The sequence below is a fragment of the uncultured Sulfitobacter sp. genome (assembly GCF_947500075.1).
In the GTDB taxonomy this organism is placed as follows: Bacteria; Pseudomonadota; Alphaproteobacteria; order Rhodobacterales; family Rhodobacteraceae; genus Sulfitobacter.
The window spans coordinates 1-15,711 of record NZ_CANMQS010000009.1 but is presented as its reverse complement, the minus strand read 5'-3'; the positions used below and the strand labels follow the sequence as shown (position 1 = coordinate 15,711).

Sequence of the window (15,711 nt, the reverse complement as noted above, 5' to 3'; positions counted from 1 at the left end):
GCGCTCCCGGGATATTTTTGGAGAAAAGAGGGAGGGTCATTCGGCGGCTACCCCCTCATGTTTGAGGATCGCTTTGCGGCGCAGGGGGCGGGCGAAGAGGGACGCCAGATCGCCGGCTTGTTCGTAGAAATGGACAGGTGTGAAGACGAGTTCGATGGCCCATTTCGTGGAGAGGCCTTCTGCCTCCAGCGGGTTGGCGAGGCCGAGGCCGCAGACGGTCAGATCGGGGCGCGCGTCGCGGCAGCGATCGAGTTGCAGGTCCACATCCTGTCCTTCGGAGATCTGCGGGCCTTCCGGCAGCAGATCGAGGTCGGGGCCATGGATGGCGTCGTGAATGTAGGGCATGCCGACTTCGACGGCCGACATGCCGCATTCGCGGGTGAGGAAACGGGCGAGGGGGACTTCAAGCTGGCTGTCGGGGAAGAAGAAGACCGATTTGTCGTTCAGCGGTGCAGAAGCTTGCGCGATGGCGGCACGGGCACGGCGGCGGGGCGCGTCGGTGACTTCGGCGAACGTCTCAGCACTGACGCCGAATGCGTCGGCGATGGTTTGCAGCCATGCGGTTGTGCCTTCGTCGCCGAAGGGGAAAGGTGCGGCGAGGTGCTGCGCGCCACGGCGCTCAAGCGCGGCGTGGGTTTCTGTGAGGAACGGCTGGGTGAGCGCGTAGACGGTGTTGGGGCCGATGCCGACTTCTGCGTCGATGGAGCGGGCGGGCAGGACGCGCACGGGGCCGACGCCCAGACCGTCCAGAAGGGCGAGCATCTGATCCTCCACCACATCGGGCAGCGCGCCGACGACGAGCAATTCGCGTGCATCGCTGGCAGGAAGGACAGGCACCATCGCGGCCAGACAGGCGTCTTCGCCCTGGGTGAAGGTGGTTTCGATGCCGGAGCCGGAGTATTCCAGCACGCGCACGGCGGGCGCGAATTGCTGGGTCAGGCGTTCTGCCGCGCGGCTGAGATCGAGCTTGATCACTTCGGAGGGGCAGGAGCCCACCAGAAACAGTTGCCGGATGTCGGGACGGCGGGCAAGAAGTTGCTCAACCGTCTTGTCGAGCTCCGCATGGGCGTCGTTCAGACCGGCCAGATCCGATTCCTCGAGAATCGCCGTGCCGAATCGTGGTTCCGCAAAAATCATCACGCCCGCCGCGCTTTGGAGCAGATGTGCGCAGGTCCGTGATCCGACGACCAGGAAGAAGGCATCCTGGATTTTGCGATGCAGCCAGATGATGCCGGTCAGCCCGCAGAACACCTCCCGTTGGCCACGCTGTTTGAGAATCGGTGCATTGCGGCAGCCGGGGGTTGGCGGGGGCGTGAATTGATCGTTCATGCGGCGGCCTCCGCCTGCAGGCGCGCCTGTCTGAGCTTCCACACAAACTGGCCCGCATTGACGACGTAGGCGGCATAGGCTGCCAGCGCGATTGCGATCAGGGTTTCAGGCGGCATGCCGCCCCAGATCAGCCCGTAGAGGTACAAAGTGTGCAAGGCGATCACGGCAAAGCTGAAGACGTCTTCCCAGAAAAAGGCAGGCGCAAAAAGCCATTGACCAAAAACGACTTTTTCCCAGATCGCACCGGTCACCATGATGAGGTAGAGAAAGCCTGTCTTGACCAGGATGGAGGCTGTTGCCGCCGCATATCCGTCGCCCGTCGACAGGTAGCGCAGAACCAGAATGAGGGAGACGACAAACACCACAAACTGCGCCGGTGCGAGGATGCCCTGCACAAGGGTCCAAACCGTTCCATCCCGCCGTGCCCTTTGGTCCGGCGTATAGAGCGGGTGGTGGCTGGCAGGTGTGGCTGTACTGTCTGTCATGGCTCCCCCAGACGCGAATGTCTGTCCAAAATCTGGCAGGAAAGCACAAAAGTGTCAATTTTAATTTACAGGTTGTTTGCAAACTAGACAGGTCGCAGAATGATCGTTCCGCTTATAGAATAAGGGCTTCTCCGGAGATCGCCTTGATTCTGTCAATTTGATTTGACATTATAGTGTCGCTGTTGGACCATGTGACTGGTTTTTTACTTTTCTAACAGACAATCGTCTGGAGTGTCAGGGAGGAAGGCATGCCTGAACCTACCGACCCAGCGCAGTCTTTGGCCTCGCATGAGGTCAACCGGATTGCCTTGCAGGCGATCAGCCTGCTTGCACCTGATTTACGGGAGGCTCAGGCCCGTCGAAAACTCCTCGAAACCTATGTTTCTCACCTGTCTTCAGCTGTCCTTGCGCCGGACCCGGCGGGGATGCAGGAGGTTCTGCGCGATATGCGCCGGGCCTGTATCAGCCATGCGGAGGTTGCGGAAAACTATATCCCTGCAGTGGCGCAGCGTCTGGGGGAACTTTGGTGCACGGACAAGCTGGCTTTTGGTGCGGTCACAATCGGCTGCGCGCGGCTGCAAGGATTGCTGCGCCGGATGGAAGCCGATTGGGGTGTTCTGGACGGTGCGCGTTTGCATGGCCGACCGGGGTATCTGGTCGGGGTTCCCGATGGGGTTCAACACACCCTTGGCGCAACCGTTCTTGCCGGGCAGTTGCGCCACAGGGGCGCGCCGGTCTTGCTGGAGTATGAGCTGACCCCGCAAAAGTTGAAAGCGGCGTTGACCACCGGCCACTATGCCGGGGTCATGTTGTCAGGGTCGGGCAGGAAGTGTCTTGATCCGCTGCGTGATTTAGTGGATTCTGCGAAAGCAATGAGCCGGAGCACGCCGGTGATTATCGGCGGTAGCATTCTGGAACACGTGGCAGACATTCAATCCTTCACCGGGGCAGATATGGTGACCAGCAGCCTGGGTGGCGCGATGGCCTTTTGTGAGCAGGCCCTCACCGACCGCGTCGCAACCGGCGATATGGCGATGGTGGAGATGCGGGCATGATGTCTCAGGGCGAAATGACCTGGACAAGCGGCCTGATCCCGATGATCGAACCGGAGATCGTGTCGGAGATTATCTCCCGGATTGCCGATCTGGCGCTTGTGGTATCCAGCACCGGTACGGTTCTGGGCGTGTTGAGCAATCCCAACTTCAAGATGCACTCCGGTGTGTCACGCTGGGAAGGGCAATCCCTGCGGGATCATCTGACCGTTGAATCCCTGCCCAAGTTCGAAGACCGCTTTGCTGAGTTCCTTGAAGGGAACGGCGCGATGGTGCGGCCGATTGAGTTGAACCATTCGGCCAATGGCGCGCAGCAGGAATTCCCGATGCGATACAGCTTTCACCGGATCGGTACGGATGGTGCGATCTTGATGCTGGGCCAGGATCTGCGCCCCGTCGCAGAAATGCAGCAGCAGCTTGTGGCGGCTCAGATCGCGCTTGAAAAGGATTATGAGGCGCAGCGGGAATATGAAACCCGCCTCCGCGTGCTGATGGCCGCGACCGACCGCGGCACGCTTTTTGTGACGTTGAGCCAAGGTGAGATTGTCGATTGCAATCCCGCCGCGATGTCGATGCTGGACAAGCAACGCGGTGATCTTGTTGGCGCGAACCTTGCAGAGATGCTGGAAACGCCCGGCGATTACACGATGATTGAAACGCTGACGCGCATCGCCTCCAGCCAGTCCGGCGGGGAGGTGAGGGTGCGCACCGTTGAAGGACGGGCCTTCATTCTGCGCCCGACAGTGTTCCGGACCACGGGTGAGCAGATGTTGCTGTGCCAGATCATGGACGAAGAGGGCGCGAGCGTCCGCTCCGATGTGTTGGATGAACAACTGACCGGGTTGTTTGAGCGCAGCACGGACGGAATTATCTTCGTCAGCAAGGCGGGACAGATCCTGAGCGCGAACGAGGCTTTCCTGCGGTTGACGGATGCCGTGCATGCGCAGGCGGTCAAAGGGCGCGTCCTGACGGATTTCCTGGGCCGTGGATCGGTTGATTTCAACGTGATCGTTGAAAATGCGACCCGGACCGGTGCGATGCGGCTCTATGCGACCCGCCTGATTGGTGAGAACGGCGTTGAAGTGCCGGTGGAGATTTCGACTGCACGGCTTACGGGTTCCAAAGAGACAGTGTTTGCCATGGTGGTCCGTGATGCAAGCCGGGCGGAAATGGTGCGCAAGTCCAGCCAGCAGATCACCGATGTCGACATGAGGTCGGTGATTGAATTGATCGGGTCACAAACGCTCAAGGGCATCGTGGCCAAGACCACAGATGTGATTGAGAAGATGTGCATTGAAACTGCGGTCGAGCTGACCTCGAACAACCGCGTGGCGGCAGCAGAGATGTTGGGGCTTTCGCGGCAGTCGCTGTATGTGAAGCTGCGCAAGTACGACCTTCTGAAGAAAGACCCGGAAGAGCACTCTTAAAGCAGGCTCAGCCGCGTCTTGTGTTGTGGCAGACCCTTTCTTCAGGGCACCAACAGGAACAGCGATACCCAGTCGCTCTTCCACATGTCCTGTCCGGCGTCCTTCTCCATGAAAACAGTATTGATCAGGCACCGACCGCCGGAGGGCAAAACCGGCCGGATCGTTCCGTCCTGTCCTGTCACCATGTGGATTTCAGTCACGGCTTGAGGGGCCGGCCCTGCGCGGCATGTAACCTTGGTCTTTTGGTTTGCTTTCGGGGCTTCCCGGTCAAACAGCACAAAGGCGTCTGTGTCCCAGACCCACTCACGTCTCAGGCCGACCCGGCGATCCATGCCCGTTCGTGCCGTGAAGTGGACAATTGTCTTGGCATATCTGCGGTAGGTTTCCCGGATCTGGATCGGTGCTGCGGGGCTGGCCGTCTCCCATGGCCATAGATCTTCCCGCCCGACCTCAACAAGGAACGCGCGAAAATCGTCCGGTGTCGCGTAGGTGAGTTTTTGGGGAAAGGTTGCGACAGCAACGCTGTGAAGTCCGGGGGCAAAGGCGCGGAATGCCGGTTTTGGCCCGGAGAGCGGCCAGCGGCTGAAATCGACCTGATCAGCCGGACCGCTCCAGATGGCTTGGGCGTAAGCCTGGGGCTGGAACCGGTAAGTTTCTCCCGAAAGCTGCTCTCCGATCCTTAGAACCGGCGCCATGACACCGCCTTCCGGGATCATCATCCGGTCGGGTTCAACCCAGAACTCATGCGCATGGGCGGTCATCGCAACAGAATGACTTAGAACGAGAATTCTCAGAAACGCTTTAAACATCTGCAAGCACTCCAACTGCCAGGACAGGACCCGTCGGGGCCCCTGTTGGGGATCCGCCGGAAGGTTCAAGGCTGACGGCCAAGGTGCTGGATGCAGACAGGCGGACCTGCGGCGCAAGGGTGAGTGCATCGCCAGAGGCGAAGATGCCCAGCGATTGCGGCGCGCCATCTTCGGGGATCAACCACAGTTCAAACGTGCCATCTGTTGGGCGCGCGCCCGCAGTCAGCACCATCTCAAGCAGGCGGTCGTCCAGGTCAACCGCAACAGAAAACGCATAGGCCGAGCCGTCACTTTTCAACTGCGCACGCAGATCGGGTTGCGGTGACTGATCTGTCTGGAAAAGGAACAGGCCAAGGAGCACAACAGCCGTCGCAAGCCCGGTCACAATCCAGTTCAGCCCGCGCCGTGGCGGGGCGCCAAACAGCCTGCGGTCGATCTGAACCTTCACGTGTTTTGGCGGGGCCTGCGTGCCGTAGTCGTTGTTGAGGTTTTCCAAATGGGTTTCCCAAACTGATATTCTGGCGGCAAACGCGGCATCCGTCCGGGCGCGCTGTGCGGCTGCTTGTCGTTCGGTGTCGTCCAGAACACCAAGCACGTATTCAGCCGCCAGCGCGTCATCTGCGTCCGGGGTGGGCATTGATTCAGTCATGGCGAGGTCTGCTCCAGACAATTACGCAGCCGAAGCAGACTGCGCCGCAGCCACGTGCGGATGGTGTTCAGGGGTGTGTCGAAACGGGCTGCCAGTTCCTGATAGGAATAGCCCTCGATGTAGGCAGACCGGATCGCCTCGGCGCGGTTCACTTCAAGCTCTTCCAGACAGGCATCAAGCTGGGCGCGGACTTCGGTGTTGCTGGCTTCCGCTTCGGGCGTGGGGTTTTCGTCCGCGATGTCCTGCGCCATTTCCATCGGGGCCACGGGCATCTGCCGCGCGCGGAGTTTATCGATGGCCAGATTGCGCACGATGGTGATGAGCCATGAAATGGCTTTTGCCTGACCGGGGCGAAAGCTGTCGGATTTCTGCCAGATGCGAATGAAGGCCTCTTGCAGCACATCTTCGGCTTCGGCGCGGTCTTTCATGATCCGCAAGGCAACGGCGAATAACCTGCCAGAGGCATCGGCATAAAGCTGATCAAAGGCGCGTCTGTCGCGCAGTGCGACACGTGCGATCAGGCTCTCTAGATCGGGTTGTGCGGGCTGTGTCCGGTTCAAAACTGATTTTCCCCCAATATGTCTCTCTGATTAGTAGATACCACCGAGTTCCAGTCTGACAGGTTTGGTTGCCTGTGACTGGATTTTGGGTGTTTCAAGTGTTGCTGTCCGCGCCCGGTCAAGGGCTTTGAGCCGGGCGTCATATGTTGCCTTCAGGCTTTGCCCTGACCGCATCACCGTTGGTTTGAGAAAGACAAACAATGTGCGCTGCGTGCTGTTGCGGCCGCGGGATTTGAACAGTTCACCAAGGATCGGCACGTCCCCGACACCCGGCACTTTTTGCAGGCTTTTCAGGTCGTCGCGGGTGATCAGACCGCCAAGCACGATAGTGGCGCCGCTTTGCGCGAGGATGCTTGTCTGAATTGATCGCCGGTTGGTGACAAGATCGGCGGCCCCTTCAATGTTGGCATTGACCAGGGAAGACACCTCCTGACTAATGTCCAGCCGCACGGTGTCACCGTCATTGATCCGGGGCAGCACGTTCATGGTCAGCCCCACGTCACGGCGTTCGATCGTGGTGAAGGGTTGGACAGTATTGCCGTCAGTGGCAAATGATCCGGTGCGGAACGGCACGTTCTGACCCACCACGATAGAGGCAGGTTGATTGTCCAGCGTCATCAGCGAGGGGGTGGACAACAGGTTTGCGCTGGTGTTCTGGCTCAGCGCCTGCACCAGCAGGCCAAAATCCCCGCCGCCCAAGGTCAGGCTGCCGCCTGCCGTGACAAGGGCTGCATTCGGCGCACCAAGGGCCGCCAGCAGTGAACCGAGGCCAGCGCCGCCGTTGCTGAATGAGGTCGCGGCCAACCCGCCGGGAGGGGCAAGATCACCAAAACCCAGCTGCGTACTGATGCGCCGCGCCGTTTCGCCCGAGACTTCGACAATGGCGGCTTCGATCAGGACTTGCGCGCGCTTGCGGTCGAGTTGCTGCAAGAGGGCGGCGACCTCATCAAGCTGGGCCTGCGTCCCGCGGGCAACGATGGCATTCTGGGCAACATCGGCGGCAACAGTCACGTCTTTGGCCTCCGCAGCGGGCGCTGCGGCTGCGAGCCCTTCTTGCTGAAGGTTTTGCGCAACGGCGTTTGTCACGGCAGTGCCATTCCCGCTGAGCGTTGCATTCAGAATCGCTGCGATTTCCTCCGCCTGACCAAAGCGCAGGGGAAACACCCGTGTGTTCAACGCCACCTGGGGATTGCGGACAGGGGGCACATCCATGGACCGGGCCAGCGTCTCGACTTCTTCCAACTGCTCTGCCGTGCCGCGCACCAGCAAGGTGTTTGAGCCGGGATCGACAGAGAGGCGCGCACCGTTCGGGTTCACGCCAAGCACCTCGACAATGGCCGCGCCCGCAACACTTGCCTGTGTATGGCGGAACTGTAGTACGCGGGAATCGCGGGTTTCGTTGCGGTCGAGCCCCAGTGCAACGTCAATCAGCTTTTGCACGCTTTCAGCGGTGTCGGTGATCAGTATGGCATTCGGGTTTTCCAGCGCTTCAATTGTCCCGGAACTGGCGACCAGCGGGCGCAGCACGCGCACGGCTTCGGTGGCCGGCAGGTTTTGAAGGGGCAGGGTGCGGGTCACGAAATCCTGACTGCCGGTCGCACCCGGTTCTGCCACCACCTGTGCTGCGGCGCGGGCCGCGTCCAGTGGAATGATCTGCCAGATTGCGCCGCTCTGGACCGCATGAAACCCGCGCACCCGCAGGATTGATTGAAACAGCTCCCAGGCCCCGGCCGCATCCAGCGGGTTTGTTGAAACAACCGTGATCTCGCCCCGCAGATCAGGGTGCACGATCAGGGTCCGCCCGGTGATGTCGGATATCTGTTCGGTCAATATGGTGACGTCCGTCTGGCGCAGATTGATGGTGTAGGTTGCGTCATCATCCGCCGCCCAAACAGGCGGGCAGCCGATCAGGCACAGCAGGAAAAGGACACGCAGCAGTCTCATGTTTCACCTCAAGGGGAAGGAAAGGGTCAGCATCTTGCCACCCCGTTCAATTTCAAGCCGCGCCTGCCCGCTGGTCGCGACGCGGTCATAGAAGCGCCGGTCATCTTCCAGATTGCCGACCTGTTGACCGTTGACCGTGCGCACAAGATCGCCCGCCTTCAGCCCGGCAAGACGCACACCCACGTCATGTTTCGAGGCAATGACATAGCCATCCCGCGTGGGTGTCAGACCGATTTCATCCAGCACGGCCTGGGGGTTCTTCCGGATGCGGTTGCGCCAGTAGTCGATATACTCAGACGTCGTTTCCGGCGCGGCGGGTTTTTCGTAGAGGGCCGGGATGACGAGGTTTGCGCTGATCTGCTCCAGCAGGCGCGCATTCAGGTCCTCGCCGGGTTTTTCTTTGGGACGGGTGTCGGTGATCTGGGCATCATCGAAGTAGAGCGTGATCGTTTTCTGCGGGCTCGACAACTCAACAAAATCCGCGCCGATCAGGGTGAGTTCGTAGATATCTGTCACCATCTGGCTGGCGCGGTAGAGCGCGGTTTCTCCATCCACTTCAAGCATCGCAACAGAGCCTTCGGATGTGGCGGCAAAGATGCCTTTCAGCCGCAGATCCGGGGGTGTCTGGTCAGATGTGCCTGATGGCAGTGCCGCAGGTGCAGTCCGTCCGAATGGCACAAAGGCAAGGATCGGGGTGATGTCCACTGATGCAGCGGGTGCCGCTTGCGGCAAGCGGGGTGTGGGCTGCCGTTCAAGCAGGACAATCCCCGCCATGTGCCGTGCAACAGGCGTGGCAACCATGGCAATCGACAGGCCACAGGCGGCCAGAATGCCAACACGGAGCAAAACAAAGGGCCGCCATCTGATCATGGGCGGCGCTTTGCATCGATGAAAGTGGTCAAGCTGGCCATCGTCGCACCGGGATCCCCTTCGGGTGCGACCCCGACGGTGAGCCGCAAAAGATCTGCGTCGGATGTGCCCGTGACAGCAGTGCGAATGCGCCAGGATGCACCTGCCATTGTGATGCTGCCGGGTTGCCGGGAAAGTCCTGCCTCGATCTGCGCCACTCTGTTCTGTGCGACCCACAAGGCGATCATCCGGTCTGAAAGCGCTGCGGTGTTGCGGGTATGGCTTTCGGTGGCGGACAACAGGAAAGACGCCGACACAGCAAGAACGGCAAGCGCAACAAGCGTTTCCAGCAGCGTAAAACCCGCTTGTGTGTCCCGAAGCATCTGTCCCTCCTTACCTGTCGTCCTCGACCGTGACTGCCAGCCCGTCAAAGGTGACAATTGGGCCCGTGCTGACGTCCCCGAACCTCACACGCAGCGGGTGTTCCTGGTCTGGCAGCAGTCTTGCTGACACCACAAAATCCACCCCGTTACGGCGCGCTTGATCAAAGATACGGACCCCTGCGGGAAAAAGTTTCACCTGAGCCAGATCGGGGTTCAGATGAGCACGCCATGGGCCTTCATCAGACCGTTGCAGGAAGCGGATGCTGTTGTCCTCCACCGCGATCCCGAACCCGCGCCCTTCTGACAAGGCCAGCTTCACCGCATGGTTGAGGTCAGAGACAAACGCTGCTGTACCAACCTCGGCAGAGGTGGTTGCCCTGCCTGAAGGCAGGGACATCACGACCGCGCCGGAAACCACAGCAAAAAGCGCCAGAACAACCAGCATTTCGATCAGGGTGACGCCGGCATCGCGTCGGCGGTGCGCAGGCTGGTGCTGTCTCATGTGTCGTTGCGCGCCACCCGGTCACGCAGCGGGATATCCGCATTTGCGCCGTCGCCGCCGGGGGCCGCATCCGCGCCCAGCGATGTCAGCTCAAACTGGTTGCCGGTTGCGGTGTAGACATAGGGTGTCCCCCAGGGATCAACCGGTACATCAGGCAGATAGCCACCTTCCGGCCAGATGCGGGGCAGCGGCGGGCTGACGGGCCGTTTGGCCAGGGCCGAAAGGCCTTGCGCGGTTGTGGGATAGCTGCCGTTGTCCAGCCGGTAGATCTGCAAGGCATTCGCAATTGAGCGCATATCGGTTCCGGCAACCGTGGCGCGGGCTTCATCCGGGCGGCCAATGACATTTGGTACGATCAAGGCTGCAACGATCGAAATCATCACAAGGACAACCATCATTTCGATCAGGGTGACCCCGGCATCGCCTTGTCGTTCGTGTTGAGATCTGCACAGGCCTGCGTGTGTCTGGTCCATGAAACTATTTCCTTTCGACTGACGTATCTCAGGGTACATAGGCGCGAATTTTCGCCCCGTAAAGGAAAATAAATATGCTAAATCAATATGTTAGCATGGATGATGGATCGTGTCCCCCAGGTCGGTCCACAGCACTGGTCGCACCGTGCCCGGACCCAGGGCTTTTGGCGTGCGACCCGATCCTTGCAGGGCATCTTGCGCGTCTTGCCGCGGCTTCCGGTTGCCCATCCCCCCATGTTCTGCCGGGTGCCGCGGTGCATCTTCTCAGTGTGCCTTTGCCATTGAAGACTGCCCGCCAACGGCGCGCTGCCTTGCCCTTCGCGGCGGAGCCGGTCCTTGGCGCCAGCCTTGAAGAAACGCAACTGGTATTGGGGCCGGAGATGACCGAAGGGCTCTACTTGTGCGCGGCTGTGGACAGGGGACTTGTTGAGGTTGCGCTGGAAACCAGCACGGCACCCGGCCCTGTTTTGGCAGATTATCTGGCCGTGCCGCCCCCCTTTGACACCGATGCCTGGTCGCTCTGGTGTGGAGAGGCATGTGCCTATCTCCGGTTTGCAGATGGCGGCGGCATCGCCCTTCGGACAGATGTTCTGGCAGACCTCTGGCGGGCGCAGGGACGGCCCGAGTTGCACCTGTGGCATGGCACACCACCCGTTGGCCTCAAGATCGCGCGGCGGATTGAAGATGCGCCCGTTCTTGATCCGGCGCTTCTTAAGATGGATTTGCGGCCAGCATCCCATCGGCTGCATCACCATGAATGGCGGCGTTTGGGGCGGTTTGCCCTGATTGCCGGCGGGGCCACCTGCATTGCCCAGCTTGGGTTGGTCCAGCTGGACGCGATGGCGTTGGCGAAAGTGGCAGGCGCACGTGCGGCCACTGTCGAGACGCGGCTTGCTGAACGCGGGATTGACCCGTGGAAGATCACCCAACCCACCGATGTGATCATGGCCCGCCTGACCCGGACCCTACCGCCCCAACAGAGCGCAGATCCCTTTCTGTCGCTGCTCAGCGCAACAACAGCCGGGCTCGCGTCCGGTGCCTCCCTGACGTTTCGGGACCTCCGGTACGATGACGCCACTGGTGCGCTGTCAGTGCTGATCACGGCAAGCGATCTTGGCGCGTTGCAAGAGGCGGAAATGAAACTTCAGGCCAAGGGCCTCACCGTCACCAGCGGTGCTGCGACCCGCACGGATGGCCGTGCTGAGATGGAGATTATTGTGAGGCCGTCAGGATGAAGCGCGCGTTGAGTCTTCGTGAGCGGATGCTTCTTAAAGGGAGTGCGCTGGTCATCGGCGTCCTTGGTGGTGTTCAGATGGGTGTCATTCCGGCCATGGCAAGCCGGCAAGACAGCTTTGCCTATCTCCGCAAGATCGACATCGTACTTTCCGTACTTGATGTCTTGCCGAGCGCGCCTGCGGTGGACGGAGTTGCCGATCTTCCACCGCTGCGCAACCGGGTGGCGGACAGTGCCCGGCGGGCAGGGCTGGACATCCGCAGACTGGATCCACAGGGCGCTTCAGCTTTGGCAGTGTCCCTGGATGACGTGCCTTTCGCCGCGATGATTGGATGGCTGGACCAATTGACGGGGCAGGACCGGGTGCGCGTTCTGTCCGCAGAGATCGGGCGCCGCCCTGAGCCGGGTGTCGTATCGGCGCGGTTCCTGTTGGAGAGCCGATGATGCCCGCTGTTTCCTACGCCTTCGCCCGAACCCATGAGATCATCATCAGCGGTGATGGTGCAACATGCTTGATGACCCGGAAAACACCCCTGTCGGCGCTGGCCGAAGCGCAGCGCCTTTCAGGCCGCTGTCTCACGCCACGATGGGTGTCATCAAAGGCATTTCGGCAGGCGCTGGAAGAGACGTACCGTGACAGCGCAAGCGCGGCGGCAGGGGCTGCCGAAGAGGCAAATGCAGGCGCATCGTCTGCTGATTTGTCCGCGCTGGCTGACAGCGCTGCGGCGGTGGATGATCTGCTTGATCAGCGCGCAGATGCGCCGGTGGTGCGTTTGATCAATGCCGTGCTGCTGGAAGCCATCCGTGCCCGTGCCTCCGATATCCATATTGAGGTGGAGGAGGAGAGGCTTGTCGTACGCTTCCGGGTCGACGGTCTGCTGCGCGAAGCGCTGACATCCAATCGCGCACTCGCGCCGCAACTGATCAGCCGCATCAAGGTGATGGGCAATCTGGACATTGCCGAAAAACGTCTGCCGCAGGATGGGCGCGTCTCCCTTCGGGTGGCAGCGTTTCATCTGGATGCGCGGATCTCCACGATCCCCGCCCAGCATGGGGAGCGGGTTGTGATGCGTCTGCTTGACCGCAGTCAGACCCGCGCAGGCATCGGGACGTTGGGCATGGCGCCTGCAACGCTGGAAAGCTTCACCAGAATGTTGCGCCGACCTGACGGTCTGTTGCTTGTCACCGGGCCGACAGGGTCAGGCAAGACAACGACCCTTTATGCCGGGCTGGATGCGCTCAACGGGTCGGAAACCAACATCATGACGATTGAGGATCCGATTGAATATGCCATTCCGGGCATTTCGCAGATGCAGGTCAACACAGCAACAGATCTGACCTTTGCCCGCGGCCTGCGTGCGATCCTCAGACAGGACCCAAATGTGATCATGGTCGGCGAAATCCGCGATGGTGAAACGGCGCGGATCGCCGTGGAAAGCGCGATGACAGGGCATTTGGTTCTTTCGACGCTTCACACCAATACCGCCATCGGCTCCATCGCGCGACTGATTGATCTGGGTGTTGAACGGTTCCTTCTTGCGCCCATGTTGCGCGGGGTACTGGCGCAGCGACTGGTGCGGCGCATCTGTCCGGATTGTGCCGGTCCACACCCCTTGAGCGTGGCAGAAGCGTCGCTCCTGCAAGGCGGGCTCAGCGTGGGTGAGAAGACACAGGTCGGGGCGGGGTGCGATGGCTGCGACGGGACCGGGTTCAGGGGCCGTATTGCGCTTTATGATCTTGTTTGTATCACGCCGCCGCTGGAACAGGCGATTGCACAAGGTGCGCCGGAAAATGAGCTGGCCGCCCTGGCGCAAAGTGACGGGGCGGGGCTTTTGGCGGATGGTGTCAAGAAGGTGCGCGCGGGTCTCACAACACCGCAAGAGGTTGCGCGTGTCGTTTTTGATGTGGCCTCTGGTGCGGGTGCGTGACCCGGTTTCGGTACCGCGCGGCTGACCCTTCGGGAAGGTATTCCACAGGGGTGATTGAAGCCAGTGATCCGGCCGCCGCGCGGGCTGTATTGCGGGGGCGTGGGTTGCTTCCGATGGATGTCGCAGAGACGCGGGGCGTTTTTGCGCTGCCTGCGGGGGAGCTTCTTGGCCGCAAGGCGAGGGGGCTTTCCATTGCGGATCTCACCGTCTTCACACGGCAGATGGCCACGCTGATCAGCAGCGGTGTGCAGGTGGAGGCTGCGCTGGCTGCGATTGCGGGGCAGAGCGGCGCGCGCCTGAAAGGCTTCTGCATCAGCCTGCGCCAGTCGATCATGGATGGTGAAAGTCTGAGTGCGGCGCTCAGCCTGCAATGGCAGGGGTTTGATCGCTACTTCCTCACGTCCGTCGAAGCGGGGGAACGGGCAGGGCGTATGGGTGCGGTGTTCGAACGTCTGGCAGAGCATGTTGAAAGCCGACAGCGGAACCGGCAGACCATTGCGCTTGCGCTTATATACCCGGCGATCCTTATTCTTGTCTCGCTTGCTGTCATCCTGGCACTTCTGGTGTTTGTGCTGCCGGACATCGTGCGGGTCTTCGCGGCGCGGGGGGCGGATTTGCCCCGGCTCACGCAGCTTATGATCGCGGTGAGTGATGGTCTGACCCGTCATGGATTTCTCATCCTTGGCGGCATTGCAGCTGTCGTTGGAGGGGGCACTGTGGCGGCGCAGCGGCCTGCAGCGCGGAGCGGGATTGATGGGATGCTTTGGCGGCTGGGCCTCAGCCGCCAGATGACGCTTGTGCAGTTCACCGGCACACTTGCCACCCTGACCCAAAGCGGTGTTGCCTTGGCTGATGCCCTTGGGGCGGCCACCTCAACCGTTGCCAACAGTGTGGCCCGCGCACGCCTGCGCGCCGTTGTGCAAGACGTGCGCGATGGCGTGGCATTGTCACACGCACTTGCCCGGCAAAAGGACTTTCCCCCGATGATGATCACCATGATCGCCAGTGGCGAAGCGAGCGGGCGGCTTCCCCAGATGCTCGGGCGTTTCGCTGACGATCAGGCGGAGAATTTGCAGGCGCGGGTGAAGACGCTTGTCGGGCTTGTGGAGCCCTTGGTGCTTTTGGCGATGGGGGGCGTGGTGATGTTGCTGGTGCTCGCCATCCTGATGCCCATCGTCAATCTGAATTCGCTTGTGGGGTAGGCCCGCGCAATCACTGTCCATGGAATGGAGGATAACCATGACACATGACCACAGACCAAGCCGACGAAAAATGGGTGCGGGGCTGATGGCCCTGTCCGTTTTAGCGGCCTGCGGCGAGGGGCGCATTCCAACGCGCAGCCCGGAGCGTGCAAAAAATCGCGTGGCTTTGCTGCTGCCCCTTTCCGGGCCACGCGCCCCTTTGGGTCAGCAGATGGCCAAAACGGTTTGGCTGGTTGAGGATCTTTCCGGCCAGCGGGGTCGGACCGAAGTCATTGACAGCGGGGAGACCGCACAGACAGCGGCCGCAGCCACCCAAACCGCGCTCACCAAGGGCGCAGATGTTATCGTCGGGCCGCTCTTTCGGGACCAGACGCCATCTGTGGTGCAGGCGGCGGGACGTGTCCCGGTGATGACCCTGTCGAACGACGCGGCTTTGGCCAAGACGGGGGCCTGGGTGTTTGGTGTGACACCGTCGCAATCGGCCCAGGCCGTTCTGCGCTTTGCAAAACAAAGCGGTGCCAGACGGGTGACGATGCTTGAAACCGCCAGTGCCCTTGCGCCGCGCGCGCATGCGGCCCTGACCCGCGGCGCGCGAAAGGCGCGGGTTGATCCACTGCCATCGGTGCCGGCAAACACCACGCCTGAAGGCATGAAGCAGGCCATGGCGGCTGTGGGCAACGGATCAGCGCCCGACATCATTTATGTGCCCTCATCGGGCGGCAAGACGCTGGAGCAGGCAATTGCCGCCGTGCAGACCGGGGTCACGACCATCGGGTCACTGCAATGGGCGGGATTGCCCCCGGCAACGCTGGTGCGGCTCGACAAGGCCTGTTTTGTGGGGCCCGATCCGGTTCAGTTCAACCGGCTTTCCGCCACCTACCGGGC

General features: G+C 61.2%; 17 protein-coding genes. 7 read left to right on the top strand and 10 right to left on the bottom strand.

Going from position 1 to position 15,711, the window contains the following annotated elements; all coding sequences use genetic code 11:
- Positions 1 to 36: 36 nt before the first annotated feature.
- Together Q1A91_RS21045 and bchF are read right to left on the bottom strand one after the other, a co-directional pair.
- A complete protein-coding gene (locus tag Q1A91_RS21045) occupies positions 37 to 1,329 on the bottom strand; it encodes a ferredoxin:protochlorophyllide reductase (ATP-dependent) subunit N (protein WP_299882307.1) in 1,293 nt (430 codons plus the stop codon).
- Positions 1,326 to 1,814 (bottom strand): 2-vinyl bacteriochlorophyllide hydratase, encoded by a 489-nt coding sequence (gene bchF / locus Q1A91_RS21040; protein ID WP_299882305.1) that lies wholly within the window; start codon positions 1,812 to 1,814, stop codon positions 1,326 to 1,328. The genes Q1A91_RS21045 and bchF overlap by 4 nt, the downstream gene beginning before the upstream one ends.
- Positions 1,815 to 2,062: 248 nt before the next feature.
- On the opposite strand from bchF, the gene Q1A91_RS21035 reads away from it, so the two are divergent.
- Positions 2,063 to 2,869 (top strand): hypothetical protein, encoded by an 807-nt coding sequence (locus Q1A91_RS21035; protein WP_299882303.1) that lies wholly within the window; start codon positions 2,063 to 2,065, stop codon positions 2,867 to 2,869.
- Positions 2,866 to 4,293 (top strand): transcriptional regulator PpsR, encoded by a 1,428-nt coding sequence (gene ppsR / locus Q1A91_RS21030; RefSeq protein ID WP_299882301.1) that lies wholly within the window; start codon positions 2,866 to 2,868, stop codon positions 4,291 to 4,293. The genes Q1A91_RS21035 and ppsR overlap by 4 nt, the downstream gene beginning before the upstream one ends.
- 41 nt (positions 4,294 to 4,334) lie before the next feature.
- Here ppsR and Q1A91_RS21025 read toward each other — a convergent pair whose 3' ends face one another.
- Genes Q1A91_RS21025 through gspG form a run of 8 tightly spaced genes read right to left on the bottom strand, consistent with a single transcriptional unit; the run spans position 4,335 to position 10,462 of the window.
- Positions 4,335 to 5,054, bottom strand: a complete 720-nt coding sequence (locus Q1A91_RS21025) for a hypothetical protein (protein WP_299882299.1) — start codon at positions 5,052 to 5,054, stop codon at positions 4,335 to 4,337.
- A 40-nt stretch (positions 5,055 to 5,094) separates the two neighbouring features.
- Complete coding sequence (locus tag Q1A91_RS21020) at positions 5,095 to 5,751, bottom strand: anti-sigma factor (protein WP_299882297.1); 657 nt, start codon at positions 5,749 to 5,751, stop codon at positions 5,095 to 5,097.
- Complete coding sequence (locus Q1A91_RS21015; RefSeq protein WP_299882295.1) at positions 5,748 to 6,311, bottom strand: sigma-70 family RNA polymerase sigma factor; 564 nt, start codon at positions 6,309 to 6,311, stop codon at positions 5,748 to 5,750. Before Q1A91_RS21015 ends, Q1A91_RS21020 begins: the two co-directional genes overlap by 4 nt.
- Before the next feature lie 30 nt (positions 6,312 to 6,341).
- A complete protein-coding gene (gspD, locus tag Q1A91_RS21010) occupies positions 6,342 to 8,255 on the bottom strand; it encodes a type II secretion system secretin GspD (protein WP_299882293.1) in 1,914 nt (637 codons plus the stop codon).
- A gap of 3 nt (positions 8,256 to 8,258) precedes the next feature.
- Positions 8,259 to 9,125, bottom strand: coding sequence for a type II secretion system protein N (locus Q1A91_RS21005; protein ID WP_299882291.1), 867 nt, complete (start codon positions 9,123 to 9,125; stop codon positions 8,259 to 8,261).
- Positions 9,122 to 9,487: a type II secretion system minor pseudopilin GspI gene (gene gspI, locus Q1A91_RS21000; RefSeq protein WP_299882289.1), complete on the bottom strand. Its 366-nt coding sequence runs from the start codon at positions 9,485 to 9,487 to the stop codon at positions 9,122 to 9,124. The genes Q1A91_RS21005 and gspI overlap by 4 nt, the downstream gene beginning before the upstream one ends.
- Before the next feature lie 10 nt (positions 9,488 to 9,497).
- Complete coding sequence (locus tag Q1A91_RS20995; RefSeq protein ID WP_299882287.1) at positions 9,498 to 9,989, bottom strand: prepilin-type N-terminal cleavage/methylation domain-containing protein; 492 nt, start codon at positions 9,987 to 9,989, stop codon at positions 9,498 to 9,500.
- The gene (gene gspG / locus Q1A91_RS20990) at positions 9,986 to 10,462 is read right to left on the bottom strand and encodes a type II secretion system major pseudopilin GspG (RefSeq protein WP_299882285.1); all 477 of its coding nucleotides are present in this window, start codon (positions 10,460 to 10,462) and stop codon (positions 9,986 to 9,988) included. The genes Q1A91_RS20995 and gspG overlap by 4 nt, the downstream gene beginning before the upstream one ends.
- 74 nt (positions 10,463 to 10,536) lie before the next feature.
- Between gspG and gspL the strand changes: the two genes are divergently transcribed.
- The 5 genes from gspL to Q1A91_RS20965 form a co-directional block, all read left to right on the top strand.
- Complete coding sequence (gene gspL / locus Q1A91_RS20985; protein WP_367278702.1) at positions 10,537 to 11,697, top strand: type II secretion system protein GspL; 1,161 nt, start codon at positions 10,537 to 10,539, stop codon at positions 11,695 to 11,697.
- The gene (gene gspM / locus Q1A91_RS20980; RefSeq protein ID WP_299882283.1) at positions 11,694 to 12,140 is read left to right on the top strand and encodes a type II secretion system protein GspM; all 447 of its coding nucleotides are present in this window, start codon (positions 11,694 to 11,696) and stop codon (positions 12,138 to 12,140) included. The genes gspL and gspM overlap by 4 nt, the downstream gene beginning before the upstream one ends.
- Positions 12,141 to 12,211: 71 nt before the next feature.
- Positions 12,212 to 13,624, top strand: a complete 1,413-nt coding sequence (locus tag Q1A91_RS20975; RefSeq protein ID WP_299882281.1) for a GspE/PulE family protein — start codon at positions 12,212 to 12,214, stop codon at positions 13,622 to 13,624.
- Positions 13,621 to 14,826 carry a type II secretion system F family protein gene (locus Q1A91_RS20970; protein ID WP_299882279.1) on the top strand — a complete coding sequence of 402 codons (1,206 nt, stop codon included), beginning with the start codon at positions 13,621 to 13,623 and terminating at the stop codon, positions 14,824 to 14,826. The genes Q1A91_RS20975 and Q1A91_RS20970 overlap by 4 nt, the downstream gene beginning before the upstream one ends.
- A gap of 37 nt (positions 14,827 to 14,863) precedes the next feature.
- On the top strand, positions 14,864 to 15,711 hold an 848-nt coding region (locus Q1A91_RS20965; RefSeq protein ID WP_299882277.1), incomplete at its 3' end, for a penicillin-binding protein activator.

Excerpts from the sequence above, each read along its gene's own strand:
- Q1A91_RS21045 (WP_299882307.1), bottom strand. The coding sequence starts at position 1,329 with ATGAACGATCAATTCACGCCCCCGCCAACCCCCGGCTGCCGCAATGCA.
- bchF (WP_299882305.1), bottom strand. The coding sequence starts at position 1,814 with ATGACAGACAGTACAGCCACACCTGCCAGCCACCACCCGCTCTATACG.
- Q1A91_RS21035 (WP_299882303.1), top strand. The coding sequence starts at position 2,063 with ATGCCTGAACCTACCGACCCAGCGCAGTCTTTGGCCTCGCATGAGGTC.
- ppsR (WP_299882301.1), top strand. The coding sequence starts at position 2,866 with ATGATGTCTCAGGGCGAAATGACCTGGACAAGCGGCCTGATCCCGATG.
- Q1A91_RS21025 (WP_299882299.1), bottom strand. The coding sequence starts at position 5,054 with ATGACCGCCCATGCGCATGAGTTCTGGGTTGAACCCGACCGGATGATG.
- Q1A91_RS21020 (WP_299882297.1), bottom strand. The coding sequence starts at position 5,751 with ATGACTGAATCAATGCCCACCCCGGACGCAGATGACGCGCTGGCGGCT.
- gspD (WP_299882293.1), bottom strand. The coding sequence starts at position 8,255 with ATGAGACTGCTGCGTGTCCTTTTCCTGCTGTGCCTGATCGGCTGCCCG.
- Q1A91_RS21005 (WP_299882291.1), bottom strand. The coding sequence starts at position 9,125 with ATGATCAGATGGCGGCCCTTTGTTTTGCTCCGTGTTGGCATTCTGGCC.
- gspI (WP_299882289.1), bottom strand. The coding sequence starts at position 9,487 with ATGCTTCGGGACACACAAGCGGGTTTTACGCTGCTGGAAACGCTTGTT.
- Q1A91_RS20995 (WP_299882287.1), bottom strand. The coding sequence starts at position 9,989 with ATGAGACAGCACCAGCCTGCGCACCGCCGACGCGATGCCGGCGTCACC.
- gspG (WP_299882285.1), bottom strand. The coding sequence starts at position 10,462 with ATGGACCAGACACACGCAGGCCTGTGCAGATCTCAACACGAACGACAA.
- gspL (WP_367278702.1), top strand. The coding sequence starts at position 10,537 with ATGCTAAATCAATATGTTAGCATGGATGATGGATCGTGTCCCCCAGGT.
- gspM (WP_299882283.1), top strand. The coding sequence starts at position 11,694 with ATGAAGCGCGCGTTGAGTCTTCGTGAGCGGATGCTTCTTAAAGGGAGT.
- Q1A91_RS20975 (WP_299882281.1), top strand. The coding sequence starts at position 12,212 with ATGACCCGGAAAACACCCCTGTCGGCGCTGGCCGAAGCGCAGCGCCTT.